Origin of the sequence: Streptomyces sp. CG4 (assembly GCF_041080655.1) — a bacterium.
Lineage (GTDB): Bacteria > Actinomycetota > Actinomycetes > Streptomycetales > Streptomycetaceae > Streptomyces.
Genome location: NZ_CP163525.1, coordinates 6,645,150 through 6,669,661 on the forward strand (window position 1 = coordinate 6,645,150; position 24,512 = coordinate 6,669,661).

The following is a 24,512-nucleotide window of genomic DNA, read 5'->3' on the forward strand; positions in this document are numbered from 1 at the left end:
CTTACGGGGCGCGGGCGAGGGCCATTCTCCCTGCGGCGACGCCCCACAATGGATTCATGAGGATCTCGGCACGGGCGGATTACGCGGTACGGGCGGTACTGGAGTTGGCCGTACGGCAGGGTATCGGCCCCGTGAAAGCGGAGGAAATCGCCGCCGTGCAGGGCATCCCGCACAAGTTCCTGGAAGGGATCCTGGGTGACCTGAGGCGGGCCGGGATCGTCGACAGCCGGCGGGGCGGTGGTGGCGGCTACCGGCTGGCGCGGGACGCGACCGGCCTCACGGTCGCGGATGTGATCCGGGCCGTGGACGGCCCGATCGTGTCGGTCCGCGGGGAACGCCCGACGGGCCTCGCCTACACCGGCACCGCACAGCCCCTGCTCCCCCTGTGGATCGCGCTGCGCGCGAACGTCCGCCGGATCCTGGAGGGCGTCACCCTCGCCGACCTCGCGGCGGGCGCCCTGCCGGAGCCCGTCCGGGCCCTCGCGGCGGAACCGGAGGCCTGGGAGAACCCGTAGGGGGCCGGTGTGAACGGCCGGTTGTGAATGGCCGGAGTTGACTCTCCCGGGAGTGAGCGGGGCTTCCTACGATGCGAACGCTTCACAGGCTGCACACAGACCCCCCACACCCGACTATGGGAGAAACCATGGCTGGTGGACTCCTCCTGAGCGGCGCCGTGGCGGCGCTGCTCTCCACCGCGATACCCGCCCAGAGACCCGCCGGCGGCCCGATCGACAACCCGCCCCCGGACAAGATCGTCATCGATGTGGCGACGGTGAACGGCTCCGGCTGCCCCGAGGGCACCGCCGCGGTCGCCGTCTCACCGGACAACACCGCCTTCACGGTGACCTACAGCAACTACCTGGCCCAGGCCGGCGGCAACTCCGACCCCACGGCCTTCCGCAAGAACTGCCAGCTCAACCTGGTGGTCCACGTCCCGCAGGGCTTCACCTACGCCATCGCCAGCGCCGACTACCGCGGCTTCCTCTCGCTCCAGCCCGGCGCGAGCGCCACGCAGAAGGCCTCGTACTACTTCCAGGGCTCCTCGCAGACCGTGCCCAAGAGCCACCCCTTCAGCAGCCCCTTCAAGGACAACTGGGAGGCCACCGACAGCACGGACTGGGCCCAGCTGGTCTGGGCGCCCTGCGGGGTCCTGCGCAACTTCAACATCAACACCGAGCTGCGGGTGAACGCGGGCACCACCTCCGCCGACAAGGTCAGCTTCATGACGATGGACTCGACGGACGGCGACATCAGCACGGTGTACCACCTGGCGTGGAAGGACTGCCCGAGCAAGTAGGGCGACGATCCGCCACGCCGGTCACTCCGAGTAGGCGGTGACCTTTGCCGGCTCTTGTCGATTCTCGCCGGTGAACCGTCATCCATCGGTTGACCTGAGGAAACGTTAGACCAGCAGTGATGCGCGTCGGGGGCGCGCGAGGGGCGCAGGGTGAGCCTGCGGACTGCCTTCGCGCGCCCCCAATTTGGTTACTCAACGTAAGCGAGGCTCTGATACCTCTGTGTACGCAGCGTGACGGCAACAGGTCGTTGCGTCCCTACGTGCCGTGAAAGACGAGGTAGAGCCATGCCCCTCGACACCATGACAGCACCGGCGGCCGGCCCGGAGTCCGAGCAGCAGCAGCGCGAGCAGCAGAGCCTCAGCACCGCTGCGGCGCGCAATCTCGCCACCACCACCAAGTCCGAACCCCAGATGCAGGGCATCACCTCCCGCTGGGCGAGCCGCATGCTCCCCTGGGTGAACGTGCCCGGCGCGACGTACCGGGTCAACCGCCGCCTGTCGTTCACCGTGGGCGACGGCCGGGTGACCTTCGTGAAGACCGGCTCGAAGGTCCAGGTGATCCCCGCCGAACTGGGCGAACTGCCGCTGCTGCGCGGCTTCACGGACGCCGACGTGCTCGGCGCGCTGGCCGACAAGTTCGTGCAGAAGGAGTTCGCTCCGGGCCAGATCATCGTGCAGGAGGGCCGCAAGGCCGACCAGGTGTACCTGATCGCGCACGGCAAGGTGGAGAAGATCGGCGAGGGGCCGTACGGCGACGAGGCCGTGATCGGACTGCTGGCCGACGGGGACACCTTCGGCGGCCGGGTGATGTCCGGGCAGGCCAAGAAGTGGGACTTCACGGCCCGCGCGGCGACCGCCACCACGGTTCTCGCCCTGCCGCTGTCGGCGTACAAGGCGGTCGCCGACCGGCACGAGGCGCTGCGCAGGCATGTACAGCAGATCAGCTCCAACGGACACCGCAAGCTGAGCAAGTCGGGCGAGGCGGAGATCCTGCTCTCCTCCGGGCACGTGGGCGAGGAGACCCTGCCGCAGACCTTCGCCGACTACGAACTCACCCCGCGAGAGTACGAGTTGAGCGTCGCGCAGACCGTGCTGCGGGTGCACAGCCGGGTCGCCGACCTCTTCAACGAGCCGATGAACCAGACGCAGCAGCAGTTGCGGCTGACCATCGAGGCGCTGCGCGAGCGGCAGGAGCACGAGCTGATCAACAACGAGGAGTTCGGCCTGCTCAACAACGCCGACTTCGACCAGCGGATCTCCACCTTCTCGGGCCCGCCGGCCCCGGACGACATGGACGAGCTGCTGAGCATGCGGCGCAAGACCCGCTGTTTCCTCGCCCACCCCAAGGCGATCGCCGCGTTCGGCCGCCAGTGCAACAAGCGGGGCATCTACTTCGGCGGCATCGAACTGAACGGCAACCACCTGCCCGCCTGGCGCGGGGTGCCGCTGCTGCCGTGCAGCAAGATCCCGATCAGCGAGCAGGGCACGACGTCGATCATCGCCATGCGTACCGGCGAGGACGACCAGGGCGTCATCGGCCTGTACCAGACCGGCATCCCGGACGAGGTCGAGCCCGGCCTGAACGTCCGCTTCATGGGCATCAGCGATCAGGCGATCATCTCGTACCTGGTCAGCACCTACTACTCGGCCGCCGTCCTGGTGCCCGACGCCCTCGGCGTCCTGGAGAACGTCGAGATCGCCCGCACGAACGGGAGCTGACGACGGTGTCGTTGTTCTCCCGGGGAATGGCCCCCACCGGGACCCACGACATGGCGGGCCTGGTACGGACCCTGCTGCCGACCGGTACCTCCCCCTCGCCCCGCCCCCCGGCCACCGGACCCGACTCCGGGTCCCGGGCCGCCGGACCCGAGTCCGGGTCCCCGTCAGGGGCCGGCTCCGTCGCCCCGGCCCTGCCGCCCGGTCCCACGGGGCTGGGCACGTCGGCGGCCCACATCCCCTTCGGTACGGCGGCCGCCCAGCACCGCGCAGGCACGGACGCGCTGCGGCCGCCGCTGCCGACGGCCGGGCAGGCGACGGAGGCGGTGCGGCCGCCGGAGCCGGGGCAAGCGGTGGCGGCCGGGCAGGCACCGGTGAGCGCGGGCCCGTCCCGGGTCGGTTTTCCGACCGGCCCCACCGGGCTGGGCGTCTCGGCGGCGGCCCTCGGCCGCACCGGCTACGGCGCACCGGCGGCGGCCGTCCGCACCGGCTTCGGCGCACCGGCGGCAGCCGTCCGCACCGGCGAGGCCACCCCGGCGGCAGCCGTCTGCACCGGCTACGGCGCACCCGGGGCAGTCGTCCGCACCGGCGAGGCCACCCCGGCGGCAGACCTCCGTACCACCGCCGCCGAGCCCCGCCGGGAGGCCGAGGAGACGGGGACCGATCCGGGGCGGTCCGTCACCGCGGACGGGTGTCCGGACACCCCCCGCCCGTCCGGGAGTTCCTGACGCACCGGCACGAGCCCAGCTCTGCCGCGTCGCACGAGGCCGCGAAGGCCGCCCGACCCCGAGCCGCGTCCACTGCGCGCATCCCCCACCTCAGTCCCACGTAAGGAACCCCCATGTCCAAGATCTCCACCCAGATGGAACGCATCGCCATGCGTGATGTCCTGCGCACCGACTACCAGAAGTCGGTCGCGGAGTACTGGAACAAGGAGAAGGACCCCGTCAACATCAAGCTCGGCGAGGTCGACGGCCTCTACCACCACCACTACGGCCTCGGCGAATGGGACCCGTCGGTCCTCGCCGGCCCGCCCGAGACCCGCGACCAGCGCATCATCGAGGAAATGCACCGCCTGGAGTCGGCACAGGCCGAGGTGCTCCTCGACCACCTCGGCACCCTCACGCCGGACGACCGGCTGCTGGACGCCGGCTCCGGCCGCGGCGGCACCAGCTTCATGGCCAACGAGCGCTTCGGCTGCCATGTGGACGGCGTCAGCATCTCCGAGCAGCAGGTCGACTTCGCCAACGAGCAGGCGAAGCAGCGCGGGGTGATGGACAGGGTCCGCTTCCACTTCCGCAACATGCTCGACACCCGGCTGGAGACCGGATCGCGCCGGGCGATCTGGACCAACGAGACGACCATGTACGTCGACCTGTTCGAGCTCTTCGCCGAGTTCTCCCGCCTGCTGGAGTACGGCGGCCGCTACGTCTGCGTCACCGGCTGCTCCAACGACGTCACCGGCATGCGCTCCAAGGCCGTCAGCCGGATCGACGAGCACTACACCTGCAACATCCACCCGCGCAGCGAGTACTTCAGGGCCCTCGCCGCGAACGACCTCGTCCCGATCCAGGTGGTGGACCTGACCCCGGACACGATCCCCTACTGGGAGCTGCGCGCCAAGTCCTCCGTGGCCACCGGCATCGAGGACCCGTTCCTCACCGCCTACAAGGAAGGCAGCTTCCACTACCTCCTGATCGCGGCCGACCGGATCTGACGTTACGGCGTGCAGGCCTGTGGACGCATGATCGTGGGCCTGCACGCGCTCCCCGGATGCATCCAGAGCCCCTGCCGGGGCTCTCGGCGGTGCCGTTGACTTGGGTGGATGGGAAACGAGATGAGAGCAGAACGCCCCTGGGGCAAGGCCGTTGTCGTCGGCGGCAGCTACGCGGGCCTGGTGACCGCCCGCGTCCTGACCGACTTCTTCCGCGAGGTCGTCCTCGTGGAACGGGACGCCGTCGACGAGGACACCGGCGTCCATCCCGGCGCTCCGCAGGGCTACCACGCGCACGCGATGCTCGCCAAGGGCGGGCAGATCCTGGAGCGGCTGTTCCCGGGCCTGCGCGAGGAGTTGCGAGCGGCGGGCGCACCGGTGTTCGACTACGGGGAGGGCATCGACTTCCTGCTGCCCGTCGGACTCGCGCCACGGCAGCGCACGGGTGTCCGCATCCAGACCTTCACCCGCGACGAGCTGGAACGCCGGCTGCGCCGCAAGGTGCTCGCGCTGCCCCAGATCACGCTGGTGCCGTCCACCCAGTGCACGGGCCTGACCCGGGACTCCTCGGGCCGGGTGACCGGCGTGACGTGCCAGTCCCAGCACACGGACCCCTCGGACTCCCCGGAGCCCTTCGAGCTGGCCGCCGATCTGGTCGTCGACGCCTCCGGACGCGCCAGCTCCCTGACCGACTGGCTGGGCGCGATGGGGGTCACGGTCCCGCCCAAACGGACCGTGAAGGCCAAGGTCACCTACACGTCGATGAACTTCGACCGGCCGCACACGAGCGAGCCCGGCCACCCGGACTACTACGTCGCCTACCAGATGCTGTTCGCCCCGAGCGTGCCCCGGGCCGGGGTCCTGCTCGCCGTGGAGCGCGACCGGTGGACCTGCTCGCTGTTCGGGTTCGAGGACCAGCCGCCGACCGACGACAAGGGATACGTGGAGTTCGCCGAGAGCCTGCGGAACCCGCGCCTCGCCGAGCACATCGGCCGGCGCAGCGTCCAGGAGCCCACCCGTCGCTACACCAACGTCGACAACCAGTGGCGGCCCTTCCACGCCGTGAAGGACTGGCCGGACCGTCTCCTCGCCGTCGGCGATTCCGTCTGCGCCTTCAACCCCGTCTACGGCCAGGGCATGACGGTCGCCGCGATGGAGGCGGAGCTGCTGCAGGGCATGCTGAAGCGGTGCCGCGCGACCGGCCGGCTGGACGGCCTCGCCCGCGGATTCCAGAAGAAGGTGGGCCGCCTGGTGCTGCTGCCGTGGACGGTGTCCACCAACTCCGACCTGATGTGGACCCCGGACGGCCAGTCCCTCGCCGCGCGCTTCGCCCACTGGTACAACATGCGGCTCTTCCGTGTGGCGGTGAAGGACGCGGCCGTATGGACGAAGTTCGTCCGCGTGGTGAACATGGTGGCCTCACCGGCCCTGCTGTTCCATCCCCAGGTGGCCCTCAAGGTCCTGACGGTCACTCCCCGGCGTACGTGACGAACGCCGGCCGGGTGCCGGGGGGAGGCGGTCGACCGTGACCCGCTCGGGAAGACCGCGCGGGTCACGGTCGGCATGCCGCCGTGGCCCGGCCGGAGGCTCCGCGAGCACCCCGAAGCCGGGCGTCAACTTGCTGAACCGGTCGACGGGTTGGCCGGTGGCGTACTAGTTGGCAGCGCCGCGGCGGCCGCCCCGGCGGTCGGAACCGCGGCCGCCCGCTGCGCCGGCACCGCCCGTGGCCCCGCCGGATCCCGCCCGGCGGGCAGAACCGCGCCCGCCGGTCGCGGAGGTGCCGGCAGCCGCCGTCGCCCCGGCCGCGGCCCGGCGGTCGGAGCCCCGGCTCCCCGTCCTGGTGGCGGTGCCCGTCGCGGCTTCGGCCCCGCCGCCGCGGCGCCGGCGGCCGGATCGCCTGCCGGGCTTGGTGCCGGTCTTCCGCTCCTGCCGGGACGCCGTCGGTGTCGCCGGCTGGGGGACCTCGATGGTGACGGCCACGCCGGACGGCTCGCGGGCGCCGGTGATGGTGGCCAGCTGGGCGTCGCCCGATGTGACGCGTGCCGTCCGGGGGCGGATGCCGGCATCCGACATGAGCCGGGTGACGTCCCGCTTCTGGTCGGGCAGGACCAGCGTGACCACGCTGCCCGAGCCGCCGGCGCGAGCCGTGCGGCCGCCCCGGTGGAGGTAGTCCTTGTGGTCGGTGGGGGGATCGACGTTCACGACGAGGTCGAGGTCGTCGACGTGTATGCCCCGGGCCGCGACGTTCGTCGCCACCAGGGCGGTGACCTGGCCGTTCTTGAACTGTTCCAGGGTGCGGTTCCGCTGCGGCTGGGAGCGGCCGCCGTGCAGTGCCGCCGCGCGGACACCGACGGCCAGCAGCCGCTTGGCGAGCCGGTCGGCGGACCTCTTGGTGTCGAGGAAGAGGATGACCCTGCCGTCACGGGCCGCGATGCGCGTGGTGACGGCCTTCTTGTCGGTCTCGTCCTGGACGTGGAGCACGTGGTGCTCCATGGTCGTCACCGCGCCGGCGGACGGGTCCACGGAGTGCACCACGGGGTCGGTCAGGAACCGCTGCACCAGCCGGTCGATGTTCTGGTCCAGGGTGGCCGAGAAGAGCATGCGCTGTCCGTCGGGCCGTACCTGCTGGATCAGCCTGGTGATCTGCGGCAGGAAACCCATGTCGGTCATCTGGTCGGCTTCGTCCAGCACCGTGATGCGCACCTGGTCGAGCACGCAGTCCCCGCGCTCCACGAGGTCGTTGAGCCTGCCCGGAGTCGCCACGAGCACCTCGGCGCCGCGCCGGAGCGCACCGGCCTGCCTGGTGATGGACAGCCCGCCGACCACGGTGGCGAGCCGGAGGTTCACCGCCGTCGCGTAGGGGGTCAGCGCGTCCGCCACCTGCTGGGCGAGTTCCCGGGTGGGCACCAGCACGAGGGCGAGCGGCGCCTTGGGCTCCGCGCGCAGTCCGGCCGTGCGGGCCAGCAGCGCCAGCCCGAACGCGAGGGTCTTGCCCGAGCCGGTGCGTCCCCGTCCCAGCAGGTCACGGCCGGCGAGCGAGTTGGGCAGCGTGGCGGCCTGGATGGGGAAGGGGGTGGTCACGCCCTGCGCGCCGAGAGTCTTCAGCAGCCCCGCGGGCATGCCCAGAGCGGCGAAGTCCTCGACGGCGGGAAGTGCGGGCGTCGTGTTTTCCGGCAGCCGGAATTCCCTCGGCGACGACGCGGACGGTCGGGGCGACGAGGCGCGCCGGTTCGGCTTCTGGGGCCTGCGGGACATGCGGTTGTCTGCCTTCCTGGAAACAGCACAAACCGGGGTCCGCACCCTGATGGTGCGGACCCCGGTGAGCGGAATACGCGTCCGGCGATCAGGCGGGGAGGATGTTCTCCGCCTGCGGGCCCTTCTGGCCCTGCGTGACGTCGAAGGAGACCCGCTGGCCCTCCTGGAGCTCACGGAAGCCCTGGGTCGCGATGTTCGAGTAGTGGGCGAAGACGTCGGGGCCGCCGCCGTCCTGCGCGATGAAGCCGAAACCCTTTTCAGAGTTGAACCACTTCACGGTTCCCTGTGCCATGACCTTCTCCGATCTGTAGGCAGAGGCCCCATCCGGAGATGCCGGAAAACAACTAATGCGCCTGATGGATAAACATTCCCGTCAGGCGCACATAGGTTCATGGGTACCACAACTGCAACACCGGAACTTTAGCACAAGGTCCGGCGCTAGCCCGTCTGCCCCATTCCCGCCGCGTTCGGCCAGCTCTGGGCGTTCGGCCAGCCGGTGGCCGGGGCCGGGGTCAGGCCTGTGGCGGGAGCCGGGGCCGTCATGCCGCGCACCTGGGCCGCCGTGAGGCCGCCGCGGGCCGGGACACCGGGGGGAGTGGGGGCGAGCGCGGCCGCGGGGGCCGGTACCGGTACGGGCGCGGGCAGGGGTGCCGGTGCGGGCAGGGGCGCCGGGGGCGGCAGGGGAGCGGGCGCCGGTACCGGGACCGGCTGAGGAGCCGGCACCGGGGCCACCGGCTGCGGTACGGGCGCCATGGGCGACTGGGCCGGTACCGGGACCGGCGCCGGCACCGGCTGGGGTGCGGGGACCGGCTCGGGCGCCGCGGGGAAGGGCTGAGCCGCCGCGGGCAAGGGGGCTGCCGCCGACATCGGCATCCCGGCGCCGGACGGGGGTACGGCGGCGGGGAGCGGCATGCCGGTGCCGGCGGCCGGAGCGGGAGCGGCGGCCATGGCCTGGGCCTGTGCGGCCAGACCCCGGACACCGCCTCCGTTGGTCTCGGTCATCAGCCGGTCCACGGCCGCCGTACCCGAGCTGTAGCTGGTCCCGGTGCTCAGCTCGGGTACGGCGGCTCCCCTCCTGGACCCGTAGAGCACCTGCTCCAGGCCGGACACCAGGCGACGCACGTCGACCTGGGGGCGCACCACGAGTCTCAGGAAGCGGCTGGAGGAACCGATCTTGTTGCCGCACTCGCGGACCAGGATCCGGTGCTCGGTGAGCATCCGGTCCCGGACCACCGTGCCCTCGGCCCCGACGGGCAGCCGGACGAAGAGGAAGTTCCCCTGGGAGGGGTAGACGGTCAGGCCCGGCAGTGCGGACAGGTGGCTGGTCATCTCCAGGCGGTCGCGGCGGATCTGCTGCAGGCTCTGCGCGTACGCGGCGCCGTGCTCCCTCAGCATGAACACCACGTACTCGGCGAGGGAGTTGAGGTTCCACTTCGGGAGCATCGCGCGGACCCTGCCCGCCAGCGCCGGGTTCGCCACCAGGTAGCCGAAGCGGATGCCGTGCAGGCCGAAGTTCTTGCCGAGGCTGCGCAGGACGACGACGTTCGGCCGGATCACGGCCTCCTGGACGACGCTCGGGTCGACCTCGGCGTCGGCGAACTCCAGGAAGGACTCGTCCACGATCACCAGGTCCAGGTCCGCCATCGCGTCCATGAACTGCACCACCGACTGCTTGCGCAGATAGCCGCCGTCGGGGTTGTTCGGGTTGCAGATCACCGCCACGCGGGTGCCGCGCCGCCGGATGAACTCGGCGTACTGGGCGAGGTCCAGGGCGAATCCGCTCGCCTCCTGGAGCGGGAACATGTCGACCCGCTTGCCCGTCTCCATCGGCTGGTCGGTCCAGCGGCCGAAGGTGGGGACCGGTATCGCCAGCGACTCGCGGACCAGCAGGTGGTCGATCCAGGTGATCAGTTCGGTGGATCCGTTGCCCATCGCCACGCACTGGGGCGGCAGCTGGAGCAGGGAGCACAGCTCGGCGGTGATGGTGTCGGCGCTGCTCGGGTAGTAGGTGATGATCTCGCGCAGCCGGGCCGACAGCTCGTCGTACATGGCCGGGGTGGGGAAGTAGGGGTTGCACGGAACGCAGAAGTCCACCGGGCCGGTCCCGTCGCCGCCCTCCCGCGCCAGCGCCGCCATCGAGGGGCTGTGCGCGTCGGTGCCGCGGAACAACGAGGTGACGTTGCCGGCCAAAGGGGTCCTCCGTTCGGGGTGGCCCGTGCGGGGGAGCACGGGCCACCCTTGGATACGGAAGGGACGGCAGTGGCGTTCAACTCACCGGCCGTGTGAGCCATTTCATGCGGAGAACCGGTGGATGGTGGTTGTCCGGTAGGTCCGGCCCGGCCGCAGCACGGTCGAGGGGAACGACGGCTCGTTCGGCGAGTCCGGGAAGTGCTGGGTCTCCAGGGCCAGCCCGTCGCCCTGCCGGTAGGTGCGGCCGGAGGGGCCGACCAGGGTGCCGTCGAGGAAGTTGCCCGAGTAGAACTGCACACCGGGCTGGTCGGTGAAGATCTTCAGGGTGCGGCCGGAGCCGGGGTCGCGCAGCGTCGCCACGTGCTCGGGCCGGGCCGTGACGCCCTTGTCCAGCACGAAGTTGTGGTCGTACCCCTTGGCGGTGACCAGCTGGGGATGGCCGGTGCGGATGTCCCGGCCGATCGGCTTGGGGTGCGTGAAGTCGAAGGGGGTGCCCTTGACCAACGCCCGCTCGCCCGTGGGTATCAGGCCCGAGTCGGTGGGGGTGAACCGGCCTGCGGCGAGCCAGAGTTCGTGGTCGTAGATGCTGCCGCTGCCCTCGCCCGCGAGGTTGTAGTACGTGTGGTTGGTGAGGTTGACGACGGTCGGCTTGTCGGTGGTGGCCTCGTAGTCGATGCGCCAGTCGCCGTGCCGGGTGAGGGTGAAGGTCACCTTCGTCCGCAGCGTGCCGGGGTAGCCCATCTCGCCGTCGACGCTGGTGTAGTGCAGGTGCAGTCCGACGTCGGAGCCGACGGTGAACGGCTCGATGTCCCACACCTTGGTGTTGAAGCCCTGCTTGCCGCCGTGCAGGCTGTTCACGCCGTCGTTGACGGACAGCTGGTACTTCTTGCCGTCGAGGGTGAACCGCCCCTTGGCGATGCGGTTGCCGTAGCGGCCGATGGTGGCGCCGAAGAAGGTGGTCCCGGCGACATACGCGGCGAGGTTGTCGTAGCCCAGCGAGACGTTCGCGTGGCGGCCGTGCCGGTCCGGGACCTCCAGGGACTGGATGATGCCGCCGTAGGAGAGGACCTTCATCCGCGTGCCGCCGTTCTCCAGCGACCAGCGGTGGACCTTCGTGCCGTCGGCGAGTGTGCCGAAGTACTCCTTCACCGGCTTCCCGCCCGGGGAGGCCTGGGCGGGGGCTGTGCCGAGGGCGGTGGCGGCCAGGCCCGCCGCCGCGGCTCCCGCGATGACTGTGCGTCTGTTCAGTTCCATGCGTACGGCTCCCTTGTCTGGACCCTCACGAACCGGACTTGCGCTTGTTCCACACGTCGAAGCCGACCGCGGCCAGCAGGGCGAGGCCCTTGATGACCTGCTGCCAGTCGGTGCCGACGCTGAGGAGGTTCATGCCGTTGTTCAGCACGCCGAGGACGAGACCGCCGATGATGGCGCCGAGGACGGTGCCGACACCGCCGCTCATGGAGGCGCCGCCGATGAACGAGGAGGCGATGGCCTCCAGCTCGAATCCGTCGCCCGCCTTCGGCGAGGCCGCGTTCAGACGGGCGGCGACCACCAGACCCGCCAGGGCCGCGAGCACGCCCATGTTCAGGAACACCTGGAAGGTGATGCGCCGGTCCTTGACGCCGGACAGCTTGGCGGCCGGCAGATTGCCGCCGATGGCGTAGATGTGGCGGCCGAAGACCGAGTTGCGCATGACGTAGCCGTAGCCGTACACCAGCACGCCGAGGATGATCAGGACGATCGGTGCGCCGTCGTAGCTGGCCAGCAGCATCGTGAGGACGAGGATCGCGGCGACCAGGGCGACGAGCTTGAGCAGGAACAGCTTCACGGGCACCACGTCGAGGGAGAACTCCCGCTGGCGGCGCCGGTCGCGCACCTCCTGCCACACCACGGCGGCGATCAGCACGATGCCGAGGAGCAGGGTGAGGTTGTGGTAGTTGGTGTTCGGCCCGACCTCGGGCAGGAAGCCGTTGCCCAGCTTCTGCAGGCCGTTCGGGAACGGGCCGAGGGTCTGCCCCTTGAGTAGGATCTCGGTCAGGCCGCGGAAGAGCAGCATGCCCGCCAGGGTGACGATGAACGACGGTATGCCGAGATACGCGATCAGGAAGCCCTGCACGGCGCCCGCCACCGCGCCCACCAGCAGGCACAGCACCACGGCGACGGGCCACGCCACGCCGTGCTGCACCGTGAGCACGGCCGCGAAGGCGCCCACGAACGCCGTGATCGAGCCGACCGACAGGTCGATGTGCCCGGCGATGATCACCAGCATCATGCCGATCGCGAGGATCAGGATGTAGCTGTTCTGCAGCACCAGGTTGGAGACGTTGCGCGGCAGCAGCAGATCGCCGCCGGTCCAGAACTGGAAGAGGACGACGATCAGCCCGAGCGCGATCAGCATGCCGTACTGGCGCATGTTGCGGCGCAGGCCGCCGAGCACCAGGTGCAACAGGCCCTCCCCGGCGGCCGATCCGCCCTTGCCCGGGGGCGCGGCCGCCGGGCTCTTGTCGGTGACGTCCGTGCTCATCGCGTTACCTCTTCGTCCTTTGCGTTGTCCGCCGGCGCCTTGTCCTTCGTCATGTGGCGCATCAGCACTTCCTGCGTGGCCTCCGCCCGCGACACCTCACCGGTCAGCCGCCCGGCGGCCATCGTGTAGATGCGGTCGCACATGCCGAGCAGCTCCGGCAGCTCGGAGGAGATGAAGACGACCGCCTTGCCCTGGGCGGCCAGCTGGTCGATGACCGTGTAGATCTCGTACTTGGCGCCCACGTCGATGCCGCGCGTGGGCTCGTCCAGGATCAGCACGTCCGGACCCGCGAAGATCCACTTGCTGAGGACGACCTTCTGCTGGTTGCCGCCGGACAGCTTGCCCACCGGCTCGAAGACCGTCGGCGCCTTGATGTTCATCGACGTGCGGAAGCCCTCGGAGACCTGCCGCTCCGCCTGCTCGTCCACCACGCCCCGCCTCGCGACCTTCTTCAGCGCGGTCAGCGAGATGTTCCGGTTGATGGTGTCGATGAGGTTCAGGCCGTAGTGCTTGCGGTCCTCGGTGACGTACGCGATGCCGTGCTCCACCGCCTCCGCGACGGACTTCGTACGGATCTCCGTGCCGTCCTTGAGGACCGTGCCGCCCCCGTACTTGCCGTAGGTGCGGCCGAAGACGCTCATCGCGAGTTCGGTGCGGCCGGCGCCCATCAGGCCCGCGATGCCGACGATCTCGCCCCGGCGGACGCTGATCGACACATCGTCCACGACCTTGCGCTGCTGGTCGATGGGGTGATGGACGGTCCAGTTGCGGATCTCCAGCGCGGCGGCCGCGCCCGCCTCCGGCTCGTGCGGGGTGCGCTCGGGGAAACGGTGGTCGAGGTCGCGGCCCACCATGCCGCTGATGATCCGGTCCTCGGTCGTCTCCGGCGCCTTCACGTCGAGCGTCTCGATCGACTTCCCGTCGCGGATGATCGTCACCGAGTCGGCGACCTTGCGGATCTCGCCCAGTTTGTGGGAGATGATGATCGAGGTGATGCCCTGGTTCTTCAGCTCCAGGATCAGATCGAGGAGTTTGCCGCTGTCCTCGTCGTTCAGGGCCGCCGTCGGCTCGTCGAGGATGAGCAGCTTCACCTTCTTCGACAGGGCTTTGGCGATCTCCACGAGCTGCTGCTTGCCCACGCCGATGTCGGCGACGCGGGTCTCCGGGTGCTCGTCGAGGCCGACCCGGCGCAGCAGTTCGGTGCCGTGCCTGAGGGTGTCGTTCCAGTTGATGAAGCCGCGCGTGGCGTGTTCGTTGCCGAGGAAGATGTTCTCCGCGAGGGAGAGGAACGGCACCAGCGCCAGCTCCTGGTGGATGATGACGATGCCGCGCTGCTCGCTCGCCCGGATGTCCTTGAAATGGCAGACCTCTCCCTCGAAGAGGATCTCGCCCTCGTAGGTGCCGTGCGGATGGACGCCGGAGAGCACCTTCATCAGCGTGGACTTTCCGGCGCCGTTCTCCCCGCAGATGGCGTGGACCTCGCCCTGGCGGACGGTCAGTGTGACGTCCGACAGCGCTTTGACACCGGGAAAGGTCTTGACGATCGAGCGCATTTCCAGGACGGGTCCCGCCATGGTCGTGCCTTCCAATCCGTAGGTGTGGGCGCTTACTTGAGCTCGGACTCGGTGTAGTAACCGCCCTTGACCAGGACGTCCTCGTAGTTGGTCTTGTCCACGCTCACCGGCTGGAGCAGATAGGCCGGGACGACCTTGGCGCCGTTGGTGTAGGTCTTGGTGTCGTTGACCTGCGGCGTCTTGTTGTGGAGGGAGTCGTCGACCATGGTCGAGGCGACCTTGGCGAGCTGCCGGGTGTCCTTGTAGACGGTCTGCGTCTGCTGCCCGGCGATGATCGACTTCACCGAGGCGAGCTCGGCGTCCTGGCCGGTGATGACCGGCAGCGGGTTGCTGCCCGAGCCGTAGCCGTCCGACTTCAGCGCGGACAGGATGCCGATGGAGATGCCGTCGTACGGCGAGAGCACCGCGTCGACCCGGCCGCTCTTGTAGGCGGAGGTGAGGATGTCCTCCATGCGGTGCTGGGCGGTGGTGCCGTCCCAGCGCAGGGTGGTGACCTGGTTGAGCTTGGTCTGCCCGGACTTGACCACCAGCTGCTTCTTGTCGATGTACGGCTGGAGCACCTTCATGGCGCCGTCGAAGAAGTACTGGGTGTTGTTGTCGTCGTTCGACCCGGCGAACAGCTCGATGTTGAACGGACCCTTCTTGCCGCTGTCCAGACCGAGCTTGTGCACGATGTACGTGCCCTGGAGGGTGCCGACCTTCTCGTTGTCGAACGAGGCGTAGTAGTCGACGTTCTTGGTGCCGAGGATCAGCCGGTCGTAGGCGATGACCGGGATGTTGGCCTGGTGGGCCTCCTGGAGCACGTTGTTCAGGGACTTGTTGTCGATGGCCGCGACGATCAGGCCCTTGACGCCCTGGGTGATCAGGTTCTCGATCTGCGAGACCTGGGTGCTCGGGTCGTCCTCACCGTAGACCAGCTTGGTCTTGTAGCCCTTCGCCTGGAGGTCCTTGACGACGTTGTTGCCGTCGTTGATCCAGCGCTCGGAGGACTTGGTCGGCATCGCGATGCCGATGGTGGCGCCCTTGACGTCGCCGGCCTTCTCCTTGCTGCCGCCCGAGCCGCTCTGACCGCAGGCGGTCAGGGTGAGGGCGAGCGAGGCGGCTCCGGCTATCGCGGCGAGGGCCGTTCTGCGGTTGCGCATGATGATCTGTCCTTGGTCGTCTCGGCGTTGAGATGTTTCAAGCGGAGGTCGGTGGAAGCGCCCTGAAGGGGCGCGGGGCGGGGACATGTGCGGCTCCGCCGCGCGGGCGCGACCAGCCACGGACGGCCCGCAGTCCCCATCGGTCAGCCAGCAGAGCGTTCGGCGGGGAACCGGTTCAAAGACCCCGGCAGCCGCGAGCCGAGCGGCGCCATGTCGCCGTCCGCGCCGTGCCGGGCGAGCAGGTCCAGGGCGAGCCGGCCGCGCCGCACCCGCTCCCGGGCGGTGTCCAGGGTCACGTCCCGCAGATGGGTGCCCCACGGGTAGATGCCGGGCGCCTTGGACAGGCCGAACTTCAGATACAGCGGGGCGCCGCGCCGGATCAGCTCGGCGACCTCGTACATGCGCACATAGCCGCCGAGGTCGTCGGGGGCTTCGATGTACATGTCCATGGGAGCCGCCGACACCCGGCGGATCTCGGTGAGGTGATCCAGCGTCAGATCGCTGGGCACATTGACCGAGTCGGCGCCGAGCCGCTCGAAGACGGCGTACGAGGCCGGGTTGACGGGGCCGACGAGCGCCGAGACCTTCAGCGTGGTGCCGGCCGGGATGATGCCGCTCTCCCGCGCCCGGTGCAGCGTCCACAACACGCCCTCGTCGGCGACCAGCAGACACCTGACGCCCAACTCGGTGGCCCGTACGGCGTCTTCGACGCAGCCGGCGACGGCGTCGTGGCCCCGTGCGCGCAGTCCGGCCCCCCGCGAGTCGGAGCGCACCGAACCGCCGATGTCCCAGGTGCCGCGCGGACCGGTGAACAGACAGAGCTCGATGTCCCGTTCGCCGGTCGCCTCGACCATCTCGGTGATCTCGGCGTCGGTGAGCATCCACACCCCGCTGCCCTGGCTGATCCGGTGGATCGGCACATCGAGGCGCGAGGCCTCCTTCAGGACGACCGCCAGCGCTTCGGGGCCCTCGCACGAGGGGATCTCGGTGCGCCAGCGGCCGCCGCCCGGGAAGCCGTGGGGGGAGGCGTCGGAGGGGTCGAGGGCGGGCGCGGCCAGGCCGAGAGCGGCGAGCGCCTGCTCGCCGGGCCTGCGGGCTGCCGGAGCGGAAGCGTCGGTCACAAGCTGTCCTTCGTGTTCGGTATTTCGGACAAGGTTCGCGGCTCTGGGTAAGGAAAAGTGCTGGAGGTACGCCGGGCAGGGCGCCGTCAGGTCACGCCCCGACCGGCGTACGTCTCTAGGGGCGGAGCAGCACCTTGCCCACCTTCGGATCACCGGCCCCCACCAGCTCGATGGCCTGCGGGAACTCGGTCAGCGGCAGCTCGTGCGTGACCAGCGGCAGCGGGTCCAGCAGCCCGGCGCCGAACACCCGCACGGTGTGTGCCCAGGCGGCCGGCGGCGCCCCGAAGACGGTGTGCACCTCCAGCTGGCGTACGACGAGATCGGTCGGGTCGAGCCCGGCCGCGCCCGGCGCCGGGAGACCGGTGAGGACCAGGCGTCCGCCGCGCCTGAGCAGGGAGGCGGCGGTGCGCGCGGCCGACGCGGACCCGGCGGTCTCGATCACGACGTCGAAGTCGTCCGGGAGGGTCTGGTCCTTGAGCCGGAAGTCGCTCGCCCCGAACTGCCGGGAGAGCGCCGCCCGGTCGCCCCGGGTACCCACGACGAGCAGTTCCGCCGGCGAGATCGCCTTCAGGAACTGCACGGCGAACATCCCGAGCGTGCCCGTGCCGACCACCGCGACCCGCTCGCCCGGCCGGGCGTTCGCCTTGAGCGCGGCCGCCGCGATACAGGCGGCCGGCTCCAGCAGTGCGGCGGCGGTGAGGTCGGCGTCGTCCGGCAGGACGTGCAGCAGCCGGGCCGGCAGGGTCAGCGTGGCGGCCATGGCGCCCGGCTGGGTGAACCCGGTCTCCTCGTACCCGGCCGTGCACAGTGTGGTCTCGCCCGCGTGACAGCGGTCGCACACCTGGCAGTTGCGGAAGCCCTCACCGACCACCTTCCGGCCGGCGAGCGACGCCGGGACACCCGGGCCCACCCGCGCGACCGTTCCCGACCACTCGTGGCCCGGGGTCAGCGGGTAACGGACGTACCCCTCGGGCCGGTTGCCCTGGTACACCTCGCGGTCGCTGCCGCAGATGCCGACCGCGTGCACGGTCACCAGCGCCTCGCCCGGACCGGGTTCGCGGGGCGTGTGCTCGGCGAGCCGGTGCCGGCCCGGGGCCTCGACGACGACGGCGGCGGCGCTCACTTGGTCCCCTTCGGCTTGCGCTGCTCCCAGCCCTCGGCCCACAGGTCGAACCGGGCCTGCTGCTGCGGGAACTCGGCGGCCGCGTCGACGTCCAGCTCGACCCCGAGACCGGGCGCGTCGGACAGATGAAAGCACCCGTCCGCCGGATCGACCTGCGGCGCGCCCTTCACCACCTTCTTGATCTCCGCGTCCGCGAAGTCGTTGAAGTGCTCCAGGACCTTGAAGTTCGGCGTGGTGAAGCCGACTTGGAGGGAGGCGGCGGTGAGCACGGGGCCGCCGACGTTGTGCGGGGCGACCAGCATGTAGTGCGTCTCGGCGGTGGCGGCGAGCTTCCGGGTCTCCCAGATGCCGCCGACGTGCCCGACGTCGGGCTGCAGGATGTCCACGGCCTGGCTGTCGAACAGCTCGCGGAACTCGATCCGGTCGTGGATCCGCTCACCGGTGGCCACCGGGATGTCCACCTTGGCGGCCACCTTCTCCAGTGCCTTCAGGTTCTCCGGCGGGACCGGCTCCTCCAGCCAGGCCGGCCGGTACGGCGCCAGCTCCCGGGCCAGCCGGACGGCGGTGGCGGGGGAGAAGCGGCCGTGCATCTCCAGCATCAGCTCGGCGTCCGGGCCGATCGCGTCCCGTACGGCCTCGATGAGCGAGACGGCGTACAGGGTCTCCCGGTGGTCGAGTTCGAAGTGCCCGGTGCCGAACGGGTCGATCTTCAGCGCCCGGTATCCGCGCTCCACCACCCCCTGGGCGGCCTTGTGATAGGCCTCCGGCGTTCGCTCGGTCGTGTACCACCCGTTGGCGTACGCCTTGACCTTGTCCGTCACCTTGCCGCCGAGCAACTGCCACACCGGCACGCCCAGCGCCTTGCCCTTGATGTCCCAGCAGGCCATCTCGACGACCGCGATGCCGGACATGACGATCTCACCGGCCCGGCCGTAGTCGCCGTACTTCATCCGGCGGACGAGATCCTCGACCGCGAACGGATCCGAGCCGAGAATGTGATTGGCCTGGGCCTCCCGCAGATAGCCGATCAGCGCGTCGGTGTGACCGAGCATCCGGGTCTCGCCGACTCCCGTGATCCCCTCGTCGGTGTGCACCTGGACGTAGGTCAGGTTGCGCCACGGCGTGCCGACCACGTGTGTGCTGATTCCGGTGATGCGCACGGCAGTTGCCTCTCAGCTGTTCGAGATTTCGTCACACGTTCGAAATGCTGGCGTGACAGTAAGGACGGGGTGGTGGGAGTGTCAATGGGTCGAACAGGTAACGGTTTCGACACGCCTTTCGGCAATTATTTCGCTGCTCTACCAAACCTTCACAGACGTACCTAGGAACCTGACGCATGGGGAATCTAGTCTTCCGGCGTCATGGACTATTGCCACCCGTGCCAACGGCACCTCAACGGCGCCCTGGCCTGCCCCGGGTGCGGAACACCGGCACACTCCGCCGCGGAGGCACCGGTCGCGCACGCATACGCGGGCACGGGTGAGGCACCGGGTCACAGCGCCCCTCAGGCGCACACACCGCACGGGTACGAGCAGCAGCACTACGACGCCCACGGGTACCGCATTCCCCAGCAGTACGCGCCGACGGAGACCACGGAGGAGCGGTACGCGCCGGCTGGGGCCACGGAAGAGCAGTACGCGCCGGCTGGGGCCGCGGAGGGGCAGTACGCGGCGGCCGGGTCCATGGAGGCGGAAGAGGAAGAGGAACCGGAGCCGCGCGACGCCCCGGAATCCGTGGCCGAGTCCGTGGCCGACCCCGAGGCGGGTGGCCGGGCGGCCCGGCGCAGGGGGCGCGGCTCCGTCGCCGTGGGCCCCGCCGACGCCGACGCCAGCCGTCGCGACCGCAAAGCCGCCGCGCACCGGCGCCGACGCCGCCGTACCGTCGTGATCACTGCGGGCTTCGTGCTGGCCGCGAGCGGCCTCAGCCTCGCCGAACTCGGCACGGACGCGCCCTTCTCGCCCTTCTCCAGCGGCCAGCCGGACGCGGCGGGGCGCACCGCGGCCGACGGCGGCACGTCCTCCGCGTCGCCCGGCGCCACCGCCGACCCGGTCTCCGACACCTCCGCGAGCCGGGGCGCCGCCGCCTCCCCGGACGCCTCGGCCTCCGCCGGCAAGTCCCCGAAGGGCAAGCACTCCAAGTCGCCCGGCGCCAAGGACTCCGGCACGGTCCGGCAGTCCGCCACGACGGGCTCCGACACCACCTCCAGGGCCCCGGCGCCCCCGGCCACGCCCCGCCCGGCCCCCACCCCGTCCAGCGCCCCGACGACATCGGCTCCGACCCCGGCCCCCTCGCCGAGCAAGACCTGCACCCGCTTCCTCTGGTGGTGCACCTGAGCCTCGGCGCGCGCCCGCGCGCCACCCCGCGCCATCCGCCATCCGGGGCAGCGACGACATCCCGAGGCGCTCGCGGCGGTTGAGTCGAACAGGTACATCGCGCCGTACCGGTCTCGGGAACGTCCGGAGCGGGAACGGGCGTTGTACTGAGGGGGAGCAGCGAGAGCGGCTCAGGTTGAGGAGAGCGGATGACGCAGCAGATCACCGTCCACGGCACGGTCGCCGAGGGCTTCGAGCCGGTGCGCGAGGAGTTCGCCGCCTTCGTGGCCGGGGAACGCGACGACTACGAGGGCCAGTTGTGTGCCTATGTGCGCGGGCGGCGCGTCGTCGACCTGTGGGCGGGCACGGAGGCGGACGCGCTGTACGGCGTGTTCTCGTCCACCAAGGGTGCCGCGCATCTGGTGGTCGCGCTCCTGGTGCAGGACGGCACGCTGGAGCTGGACCGCAAAGTCACCTACTACTGGCCCGAGTTCGGCGCCGAGGGCAAGGGCGCGGTGACCCTCCGGGAGCTGCTGGCGCACCGGGCGGGCCTGGTCGGGATCGACGTCGGGTTCTCCGCCGAGGAGATGGCCGACGACCGCGCGATGGCCGAACGCCTCGCCGACCAGAAGCCGTTCTGGCGTCCGGGCACGGCCTTCGGCTACCACGCGCTGGTCATCGGCGCGCTCACCGGCGAGGTGGTCCGCCGGGCCACGGGCCACACCCTGCAGGAGGTGTACGAGGAGCGGGTGCGCGCGCCGTACGGCACGGACTTCTTCCTCGGGCTGCCCGAGTCCGAGGAGCCCCGCTTCCGCTCGGTCCAGCCGATGCTCCCGACCCCCGAGCAGCAGGCCCTGCTGGCCGCCCAGCCGGCCGGCCCGCACACCCTGACCTCGATCGCCTTCAACACGCACGTGCCGGAGCCGGGCACGCTGGCCGACTACGTCAACTCCCGCGTCGTACGGGCCAAGGGACCGGCCTCCGCGGGCGGCGTCGCCTCCGCCCGGGGGCTCGCGACGATGTACGCGGCGGCGATCAGCCAGCTGGACGAGCGGCCGCCCCTGCTGAAGCCGGACACGGTGGCCGAGGTGGGCCAGATCCACTCCGTGGGCTACGACCTGGTGGCCCGCGCCCACAAGTCGTACGGCCTGGGCTTCCAGGCGACCGCGGACATGTGGCACCCGAACCTGGGCGCCGGCGCCTTCGGCCACAGCGGCGCGGGCGGCACCCAGGCCTTCGCCGACCCTCGCAGCGGCCTGGCCTACGGCTACACCCGCCGCCGGATGGCGTTTCCGGGCGGAGCGGCACCGGAGAACGACGCTTTCGTGAGCGTGCTGCACCGAGCGGCGATCGGGCGCATCTGACGCTCGCTTCTCGGGAAGGGGGCAGCGGTCCAACCTGAAGGGACGCGGGGAATTGCGCGAGCAACCCACCACAACCCGCACCCGAAGACGCACCGCACCCGGCACACGCCCCCCGCCAAAAGAGAGACCGCACCCCACGTCCAAGGGTGCGGCCTCCGCTGTCTGAAACGACGCTTGTCAGACCAGCGTCACGCTGATGTTTCCACGCGTCGCCTTCGAGTACGGGCACACCTGGTGCGCCTTCTCGATCAGACCCCGAGCGACCTCGGCGGATACGTTCGGAATGCTCGCCGAGATCTCCACGATGATCCCGAACCCGTCGTCGTTCTTGCCGATACCGACCTTCGCGGTGACGGTGGAGCCGGAGACGTCGGCCCCCTCCTGCCGGGCGACGACTCCGAGCGCCCCCTGGAAGCAGGCGGAGTACCCCGCGGCGAACAGCTGCTCCGGGTTGGTCCCGGCCCCGCTGCCGCCCATCTCCTTCGGCGGGTTGACGACGACGTCGAGTTTGCCGTCATCCGTGGCGACCCGGCCGGCACGGCCGTTCTCGGCGGTGGCGACGGCGGTGTACAGGACATCGGACTGCGTGATGGGCATGCGGTTTCTTCCTCCTCGGTCCGCCGCGACTCGCGCCCACGATCGACGACGGAATTCGGAAAGAAGTTACCGCATGCCGGAAAGGGCGGGGAAGGCCGGCCGGGGCCTCAGAGCTTGACGATCATCTTCCCGATGTTGTCGCCGCGCAGGACCCCGAGGAACGCCTCCAGGTTGTTCTCGATGCCCTCGACGACGGTCTCGCGGTACTTCAGCTCGCCCGAGGCGACCCACGGCGCGACCTTCTGGACGAACTCCGGCTGCAGGTCGTAGTGGTCGCCGACCAGGAAGCCCTCGATACGGCCCCGGGTCGCGATGAGCCGGGCGAGGTTCCTCGGTCCCGGCGCGGGCTCGGTGTCGTTGTAGACCGAGATCATGCCGCAGACGGCGATGCGGCCGCCCTGGTTGAGGGAGCCGATGGCCGCCTCCAGGTGGTCCCCGCCGACGTTGTCGAAGTAGACGTCGATGCCGTCGGGGGCGGCCGCGCGCAGCTGCTCGCTCACCGGGCCGTTCTTGTAGTTGAACGCGGCGTCGAAGCCGTACTCCTCGACCAGCAGCTTGACCTTCTCGTCGGAGCCGGCCGAGCCGATGACCCGCGAGGCGCCCAGGAGCTTGGCGAGCTGGCCGACCTCGCTGCCCACGGCACCCGCGGCGCCGGAGACGAACACGATGTCGCCCTCCTTGAAGGAGGCGGTGCGCAGCAGGCCGGCGTAGGCGGTCAGGCCGGTCATGCCGAGGACGCCGAGGTACGCCGACAGCGGCACGTCCTGCATCTCGACCTTCACGGCCGGTACGGACGTCGGGCCCACCTTGACGGCGTTCTTCGCGTCCACGGCCGCGTACTCGCGCCAGCCGAAGAAGTGCAGGATGTGGTCGCCGACCTCGATGCCCTCGGCGTGGGACTCGATCACCTCGCCGACCGCGCCGCCCTGCATGACCTTGCCCAGTTCGAAGGGGGCGGCGTACGACTTCGCGGCGCTCATCCGGCCGCGCATGTACGGGTCGACGGAGAGGTACTTGTTCCGTACCAGCACCTGGCCCTCGCCCGGGGTCGGGACTGGGGTCTCGACGAGGGCGAAGTCCTCGGGCTTGGGCCAGCCGACGGGACGGCTGAGCAGGTGCCACTCGCGGTTGATCATGGCAGCGCCTTTCCTGTTGCTTCGGATTGCTTCGGATCGCTTCTTGCTTCGGATCGCTTCAGAACCTGATTACTTCAGAACCTGAAACAACCATGCGCTTCAATATTTCATGATGTCAAGTAAGCGGGTATCCTGGCGGGTATGGCCACACCACCGAAGACCCACCGCCCCGACGCCCTCACCATGGAGGTCGTCGAACTCATCGGAGACGTCGTGGCCCGCTTCTACGCGGACTACGAGGAGGCGGCGGGCCAGCACGCGCTCACCGGACCGCAGGCCCGGCTGCTCAGCCTGCTCTCGGTGGAGCCGCTGCCCATGCGGAAGCTCGCGCAGAAGCTGAAGTGCGAGCCGTCGAACGTCACGGGGATAGTGGACCGCCTGGAGTCCCGGGGGCTGGTCGAGCGGCGCCCCGACCCGGCGGACCGCCGGGTGAAGGTGGCCGCCGCCACCGAGGAGGGCCTGAGCGTCGCCCGTGACCTGCGCGAAGGCCTCCATTTCGCCCGCGAACCCCTCGCCGGGCTGTCGGCGGAGGAGCGCGGCTCCCTGCGTGATCTGCTGCGCCGCATGCTGGCCGGCTGAGGGTCGGTAAAGTTTTCCCCATGCGCGATCTTGGGGTGGGATTCCGTTGTCTGCTGGAGGGCCAGCGCTGGATGGCCCGGCACGGCCGGCAGTACGGCTTCGGGCTGCTGCCCGGACTGATCACCCTCGTCCTCTACGCGGCGGCGCTGGTCTCGCTCGCCGTGTGGGGCGAGGACGCGGTCACCTGGGCGACGCCGTTCGCCGACAGCTGGTCCAGCCCCTGGCAGGGCCTGTTCCGCGGGTTCCTCACGGCCGTCCTGTTCGCCCTGGGCCTGCTGCTGTCCGTGCTGACCTTCACGGCGGTCACGCTGCTGGTCGGCCAGCCCTTCTACGAGAACCTGTCGGAGAAGGTCGACGCCGACGTCTCGCCGGACGGCACCGCCCCGCAGTCCTCGTCGCCGCTCTGGCGCGAGCTGTGGATCTCGGCCCGGGACAGCCTGCGCGTGCTGGTGCGGGCCACGCTGTGGGGCGTCCTGCTCTTCGCCCTCGGCTTCCTTCCCTTCGTCGGCCAGACCTTCGTCCCCGTGCTCGGCTTCTTCGTCACCGGCTTCTTCCTCGCCGAGGAACTGACCGCCGTCGCCCTCCAGCGCCGCGGTGTCGCACTCCGCCCCCGCCTCACCCTCCTCCGCTCCCGCAAGCCCCTGATCTGGGGCTTCGGCACACCTCTCGCCCTGGCCTTCCTGATCCCGTTCGTCGCGGTGTTCCTGATGCCGGGCGCGGTCGCAGGCGCGACACTGCTGACGCGCGAGCTGCTGGGGGAGGGCGCCGGGGACGACTCGGCGCCCGACCTCGCCTGCACCGCGCCGGAGTAGCGACGCCGGGGCGCCCACCCGCCGGGGCGGCTCAGACACGTTGCCCGCCGTGACGG

At 70.4% G+C, this 24,512-nt stretch carries 22 protein-coding genes; 10 read left to right on the forward strand and 12 right to left on the reverse strand.

Translation table 11 applies throughout. The features are described 5' to 3' along the window. Positions 1–56: 56 nt before the first annotated feature. The 6 genes from AB5L52_RS30330 (at position 57) to AB5L52_RS30355 (ending at position 6,215) form a co-directional block, all read left to right on the forward strand. Positions 57–515: an Rrf2 family transcriptional regulator gene (locus AB5L52_RS30330; RefSeq protein ID WP_369367227.1), complete on the forward strand. Its 459-nt coding sequence runs from the start codon at positions 57–59 to the stop codon at positions 513–515. A gap of 128 nt (positions 516–643) precedes the next feature. Beyond that, complete coding sequence (locus AB5L52_RS30335) at positions 644–1,297, forward strand: DUF4360 domain-containing protein (protein ID WP_351020641.1); 654 nt, start codon at positions 644–646, stop codon at positions 1,295–1,297. Between the two features lie 285 nt (positions 1,298–1,582). Next, positions 1,583–3,016 carry a family 2B encapsulin nanocompartment shell protein gene (locus AB5L52_RS30340; protein WP_351020643.1) on the forward strand — a complete coding sequence of 478 codons (1,434 nt, stop codon included), beginning with the start codon at positions 1,583–1,585 and terminating at the stop codon, positions 3,014–3,016. A gap of 26 nt (positions 3,017–3,042) precedes the next feature. Next, positions 3,043–3,741: a hypothetical protein gene (locus AB5L52_RS30345; protein ID WP_369367228.1), complete on the forward strand. Its 699-nt coding sequence runs from the start codon at positions 3,043–3,045 to the stop codon at positions 3,739–3,741. A 113-nt stretch (positions 3,742–3,854) separates the two neighbouring features. Next, positions 3,855–4,730 carry a geranyl diphosphate 2-C-methyltransferase gene (locus tag AB5L52_RS30350; RefSeq protein WP_351020647.1) on the forward strand — a complete coding sequence of 292 codons (876 nt, stop codon included), beginning with the start codon at positions 3,855–3,857 and terminating at the stop codon, positions 4,728–4,730. Between the two features lie 120 nt (positions 4,731–4,850). Next, complete coding sequence (locus tag AB5L52_RS30355) at positions 4,851–6,215, forward strand: FAD-dependent oxidoreductase (RefSeq protein ID WP_369367229.1); 1,365 nt, start codon at positions 4,851–4,853, stop codon at positions 6,213–6,215. Between the two features lie 165 nt (positions 6,216–6,380). Here the strand turns inward: AB5L52_RS30355 and AB5L52_RS30360 are convergent, their stop codons facing one another. From AB5L52_RS30360 to AB5L52_RS30405, 10 genes are all read right to left on the reverse strand, one after another. Then, positions 6,381–7,982 carry a DEAD/DEAH box helicase gene (locus tag AB5L52_RS30360; RefSeq protein WP_369367230.1) on the reverse strand — a complete coding sequence of 534 codons (1,602 nt, stop codon included), beginning with the start codon at positions 7,980–7,982 and terminating at the stop codon, positions 6,381–6,383. An 88-nt stretch (positions 7,983–8,070) separates the two neighbouring features. Further along, a complete protein-coding gene (locus tag AB5L52_RS30365) occupies positions 8,071–8,274 on the reverse strand; it encodes a cold-shock protein (protein WP_055710303.1) in 204 nt (67 codons plus the stop codon). 146 nt (positions 8,275–8,420) lie between these two features. Beyond that, positions 8,421–10,172: a histidinol-phosphate transaminase gene (locus AB5L52_RS30370; protein ID WP_369367231.1), complete on the reverse strand. Its 1,752-nt coding sequence runs from the start codon at positions 10,170–10,172 to the stop codon at positions 8,421–8,423. A gap of 102 nt (positions 10,173–10,274) precedes the next feature. Beyond that, positions 10,275–11,426: an aldose epimerase family protein gene (locus AB5L52_RS30375; protein WP_351020656.1), complete on the reverse strand. Its 1,152-nt coding sequence runs from the start codon at positions 11,424–11,426 to the stop codon at positions 10,275–10,277. A gap of 25 nt (positions 11,427–11,451) precedes the next feature. Further along, a complete protein-coding gene (mmsB, locus tag AB5L52_RS30380; protein WP_351020658.1) occupies positions 11,452–12,696 on the reverse strand; it encodes a multiple monosaccharide ABC transporter permease in 1,245 nt (414 codons plus the stop codon). Then, entirely contained in the window at positions 12,693–14,270 is a 1,578-nt protein-coding gene (gene mmsA, locus AB5L52_RS30385) for a multiple monosaccharide ABC transporter ATP-binding protein (protein WP_351020660.1), read from the reverse strand. The genes mmsB and mmsA overlap by 4 nt, the downstream gene beginning before the upstream one ends. A 32-nt stretch (positions 14,271–14,302) precedes the next feature. Continuing rightward, the gene (chvE, locus tag AB5L52_RS30390; protein WP_351020662.1) at positions 14,303–15,412 is read right to left on the reverse strand and encodes a multiple monosaccharide ABC transporter substrate-binding protein; all 1,110 of its coding nucleotides are present in this window, start codon (positions 15,410–15,412) and stop codon (positions 14,303–14,305) included. 143 nt (positions 15,413–15,555) lie between these two features. After that, the gene (locus AB5L52_RS30395; protein ID WP_351020664.1) at positions 15,556–16,533 is read right to left on the reverse strand and encodes a hypothetical protein; all 978 of its coding nucleotides are present in this window, start codon (positions 16,531–16,533) and stop codon (positions 15,556–15,558) included. 115 nt (positions 16,534–16,648) lie between these two features. Then, positions 16,649–17,656, reverse strand: a complete 1,008-nt coding sequence (locus AB5L52_RS30400; protein WP_351020666.1) for an alcohol dehydrogenase catalytic domain-containing protein — start codon at positions 17,654–17,656, stop codon at positions 16,649–16,651. Continuing rightward, positions 17,653–18,816 carry a mandelate racemase/muconate lactonizing enzyme family protein gene (locus AB5L52_RS30405; RefSeq protein ID WP_351020668.1) on the reverse strand — a complete coding sequence of 388 codons (1,164 nt, stop codon included), beginning with the start codon at positions 18,814–18,816 and terminating at the stop codon, positions 17,653–17,655. Before AB5L52_RS30405 ends, AB5L52_RS30400 begins: the two co-directional genes overlap by 4 nt. 201 nt (positions 18,817–19,017) lie before the next feature. Here AB5L52_RS30405 and AB5L52_RS30410 point away from each other — a divergent pair, with 201 nt between their 5' ends. Continuing rightward, positions 19,018–19,989, forward strand: coding sequence for a hypothetical protein (locus AB5L52_RS30410; protein WP_351020670.1), 972 nt, complete (start codon positions 19,018–19,020; stop codon positions 19,987–19,989). Positions 19,990–20,177: 188 nt separating this feature from the next. Next, on the forward strand, positions 20,178–21,332 hold the full coding sequence (locus tag AB5L52_RS30415) for a serine hydrolase domain-containing protein (RefSeq protein WP_351565868.1): 1,155 nt from the start codon (positions 20,178–20,180) through the stop codon (positions 21,330–21,332). A gap of 177 nt (positions 21,333–21,509) precedes the next feature. Here AB5L52_RS30415 and AB5L52_RS30420 read toward each other — a convergent pair whose 3' ends face one another. Both AB5L52_RS30420 and AB5L52_RS30425 read right to left on the reverse strand, forming a co-directional pair. After that, positions 21,510–21,929, reverse strand: a complete 420-nt coding sequence (locus tag AB5L52_RS30420) for an organic hydroperoxide resistance protein (protein ID WP_369367232.1) — start codon at positions 21,927–21,929, stop codon at positions 21,510–21,512. A gap of 107 nt (positions 21,930–22,036) precedes the next feature. Further along, the gene (locus AB5L52_RS30425; protein ID WP_369367233.1) at positions 22,037–23,065 is read right to left on the reverse strand and encodes an NADP-dependent oxidoreductase; all 1,029 of its coding nucleotides are present in this window, start codon (positions 23,063–23,065) and stop codon (positions 22,037–22,039) included. 141 nt (positions 23,066–23,206) lie between these two features. Here AB5L52_RS30425 and AB5L52_RS30430 point away from each other — a divergent pair, with 141 nt between their 5' ends. Both AB5L52_RS30430 and AB5L52_RS30435 read left to right on the forward strand, forming a co-directional pair. Further along, positions 23,207–23,644: a MarR family transcriptional regulator gene (locus AB5L52_RS30430; RefSeq protein WP_351565874.1), complete on the forward strand. Its 438-nt coding sequence runs from the start codon at positions 23,207–23,209 to the stop codon at positions 23,642–23,644. Positions 23,645–23,664: 20 nt separating this feature from the next. Beyond that, positions 23,665–24,456: an EI24 domain-containing protein gene (locus tag AB5L52_RS30435; protein ID WP_369367234.1), complete on the forward strand. Its 792-nt coding sequence runs from the start codon at positions 23,665–23,667 to the stop codon at positions 24,454–24,456. Positions 24,457–24,512 lie beyond the last annotated feature (56 nt).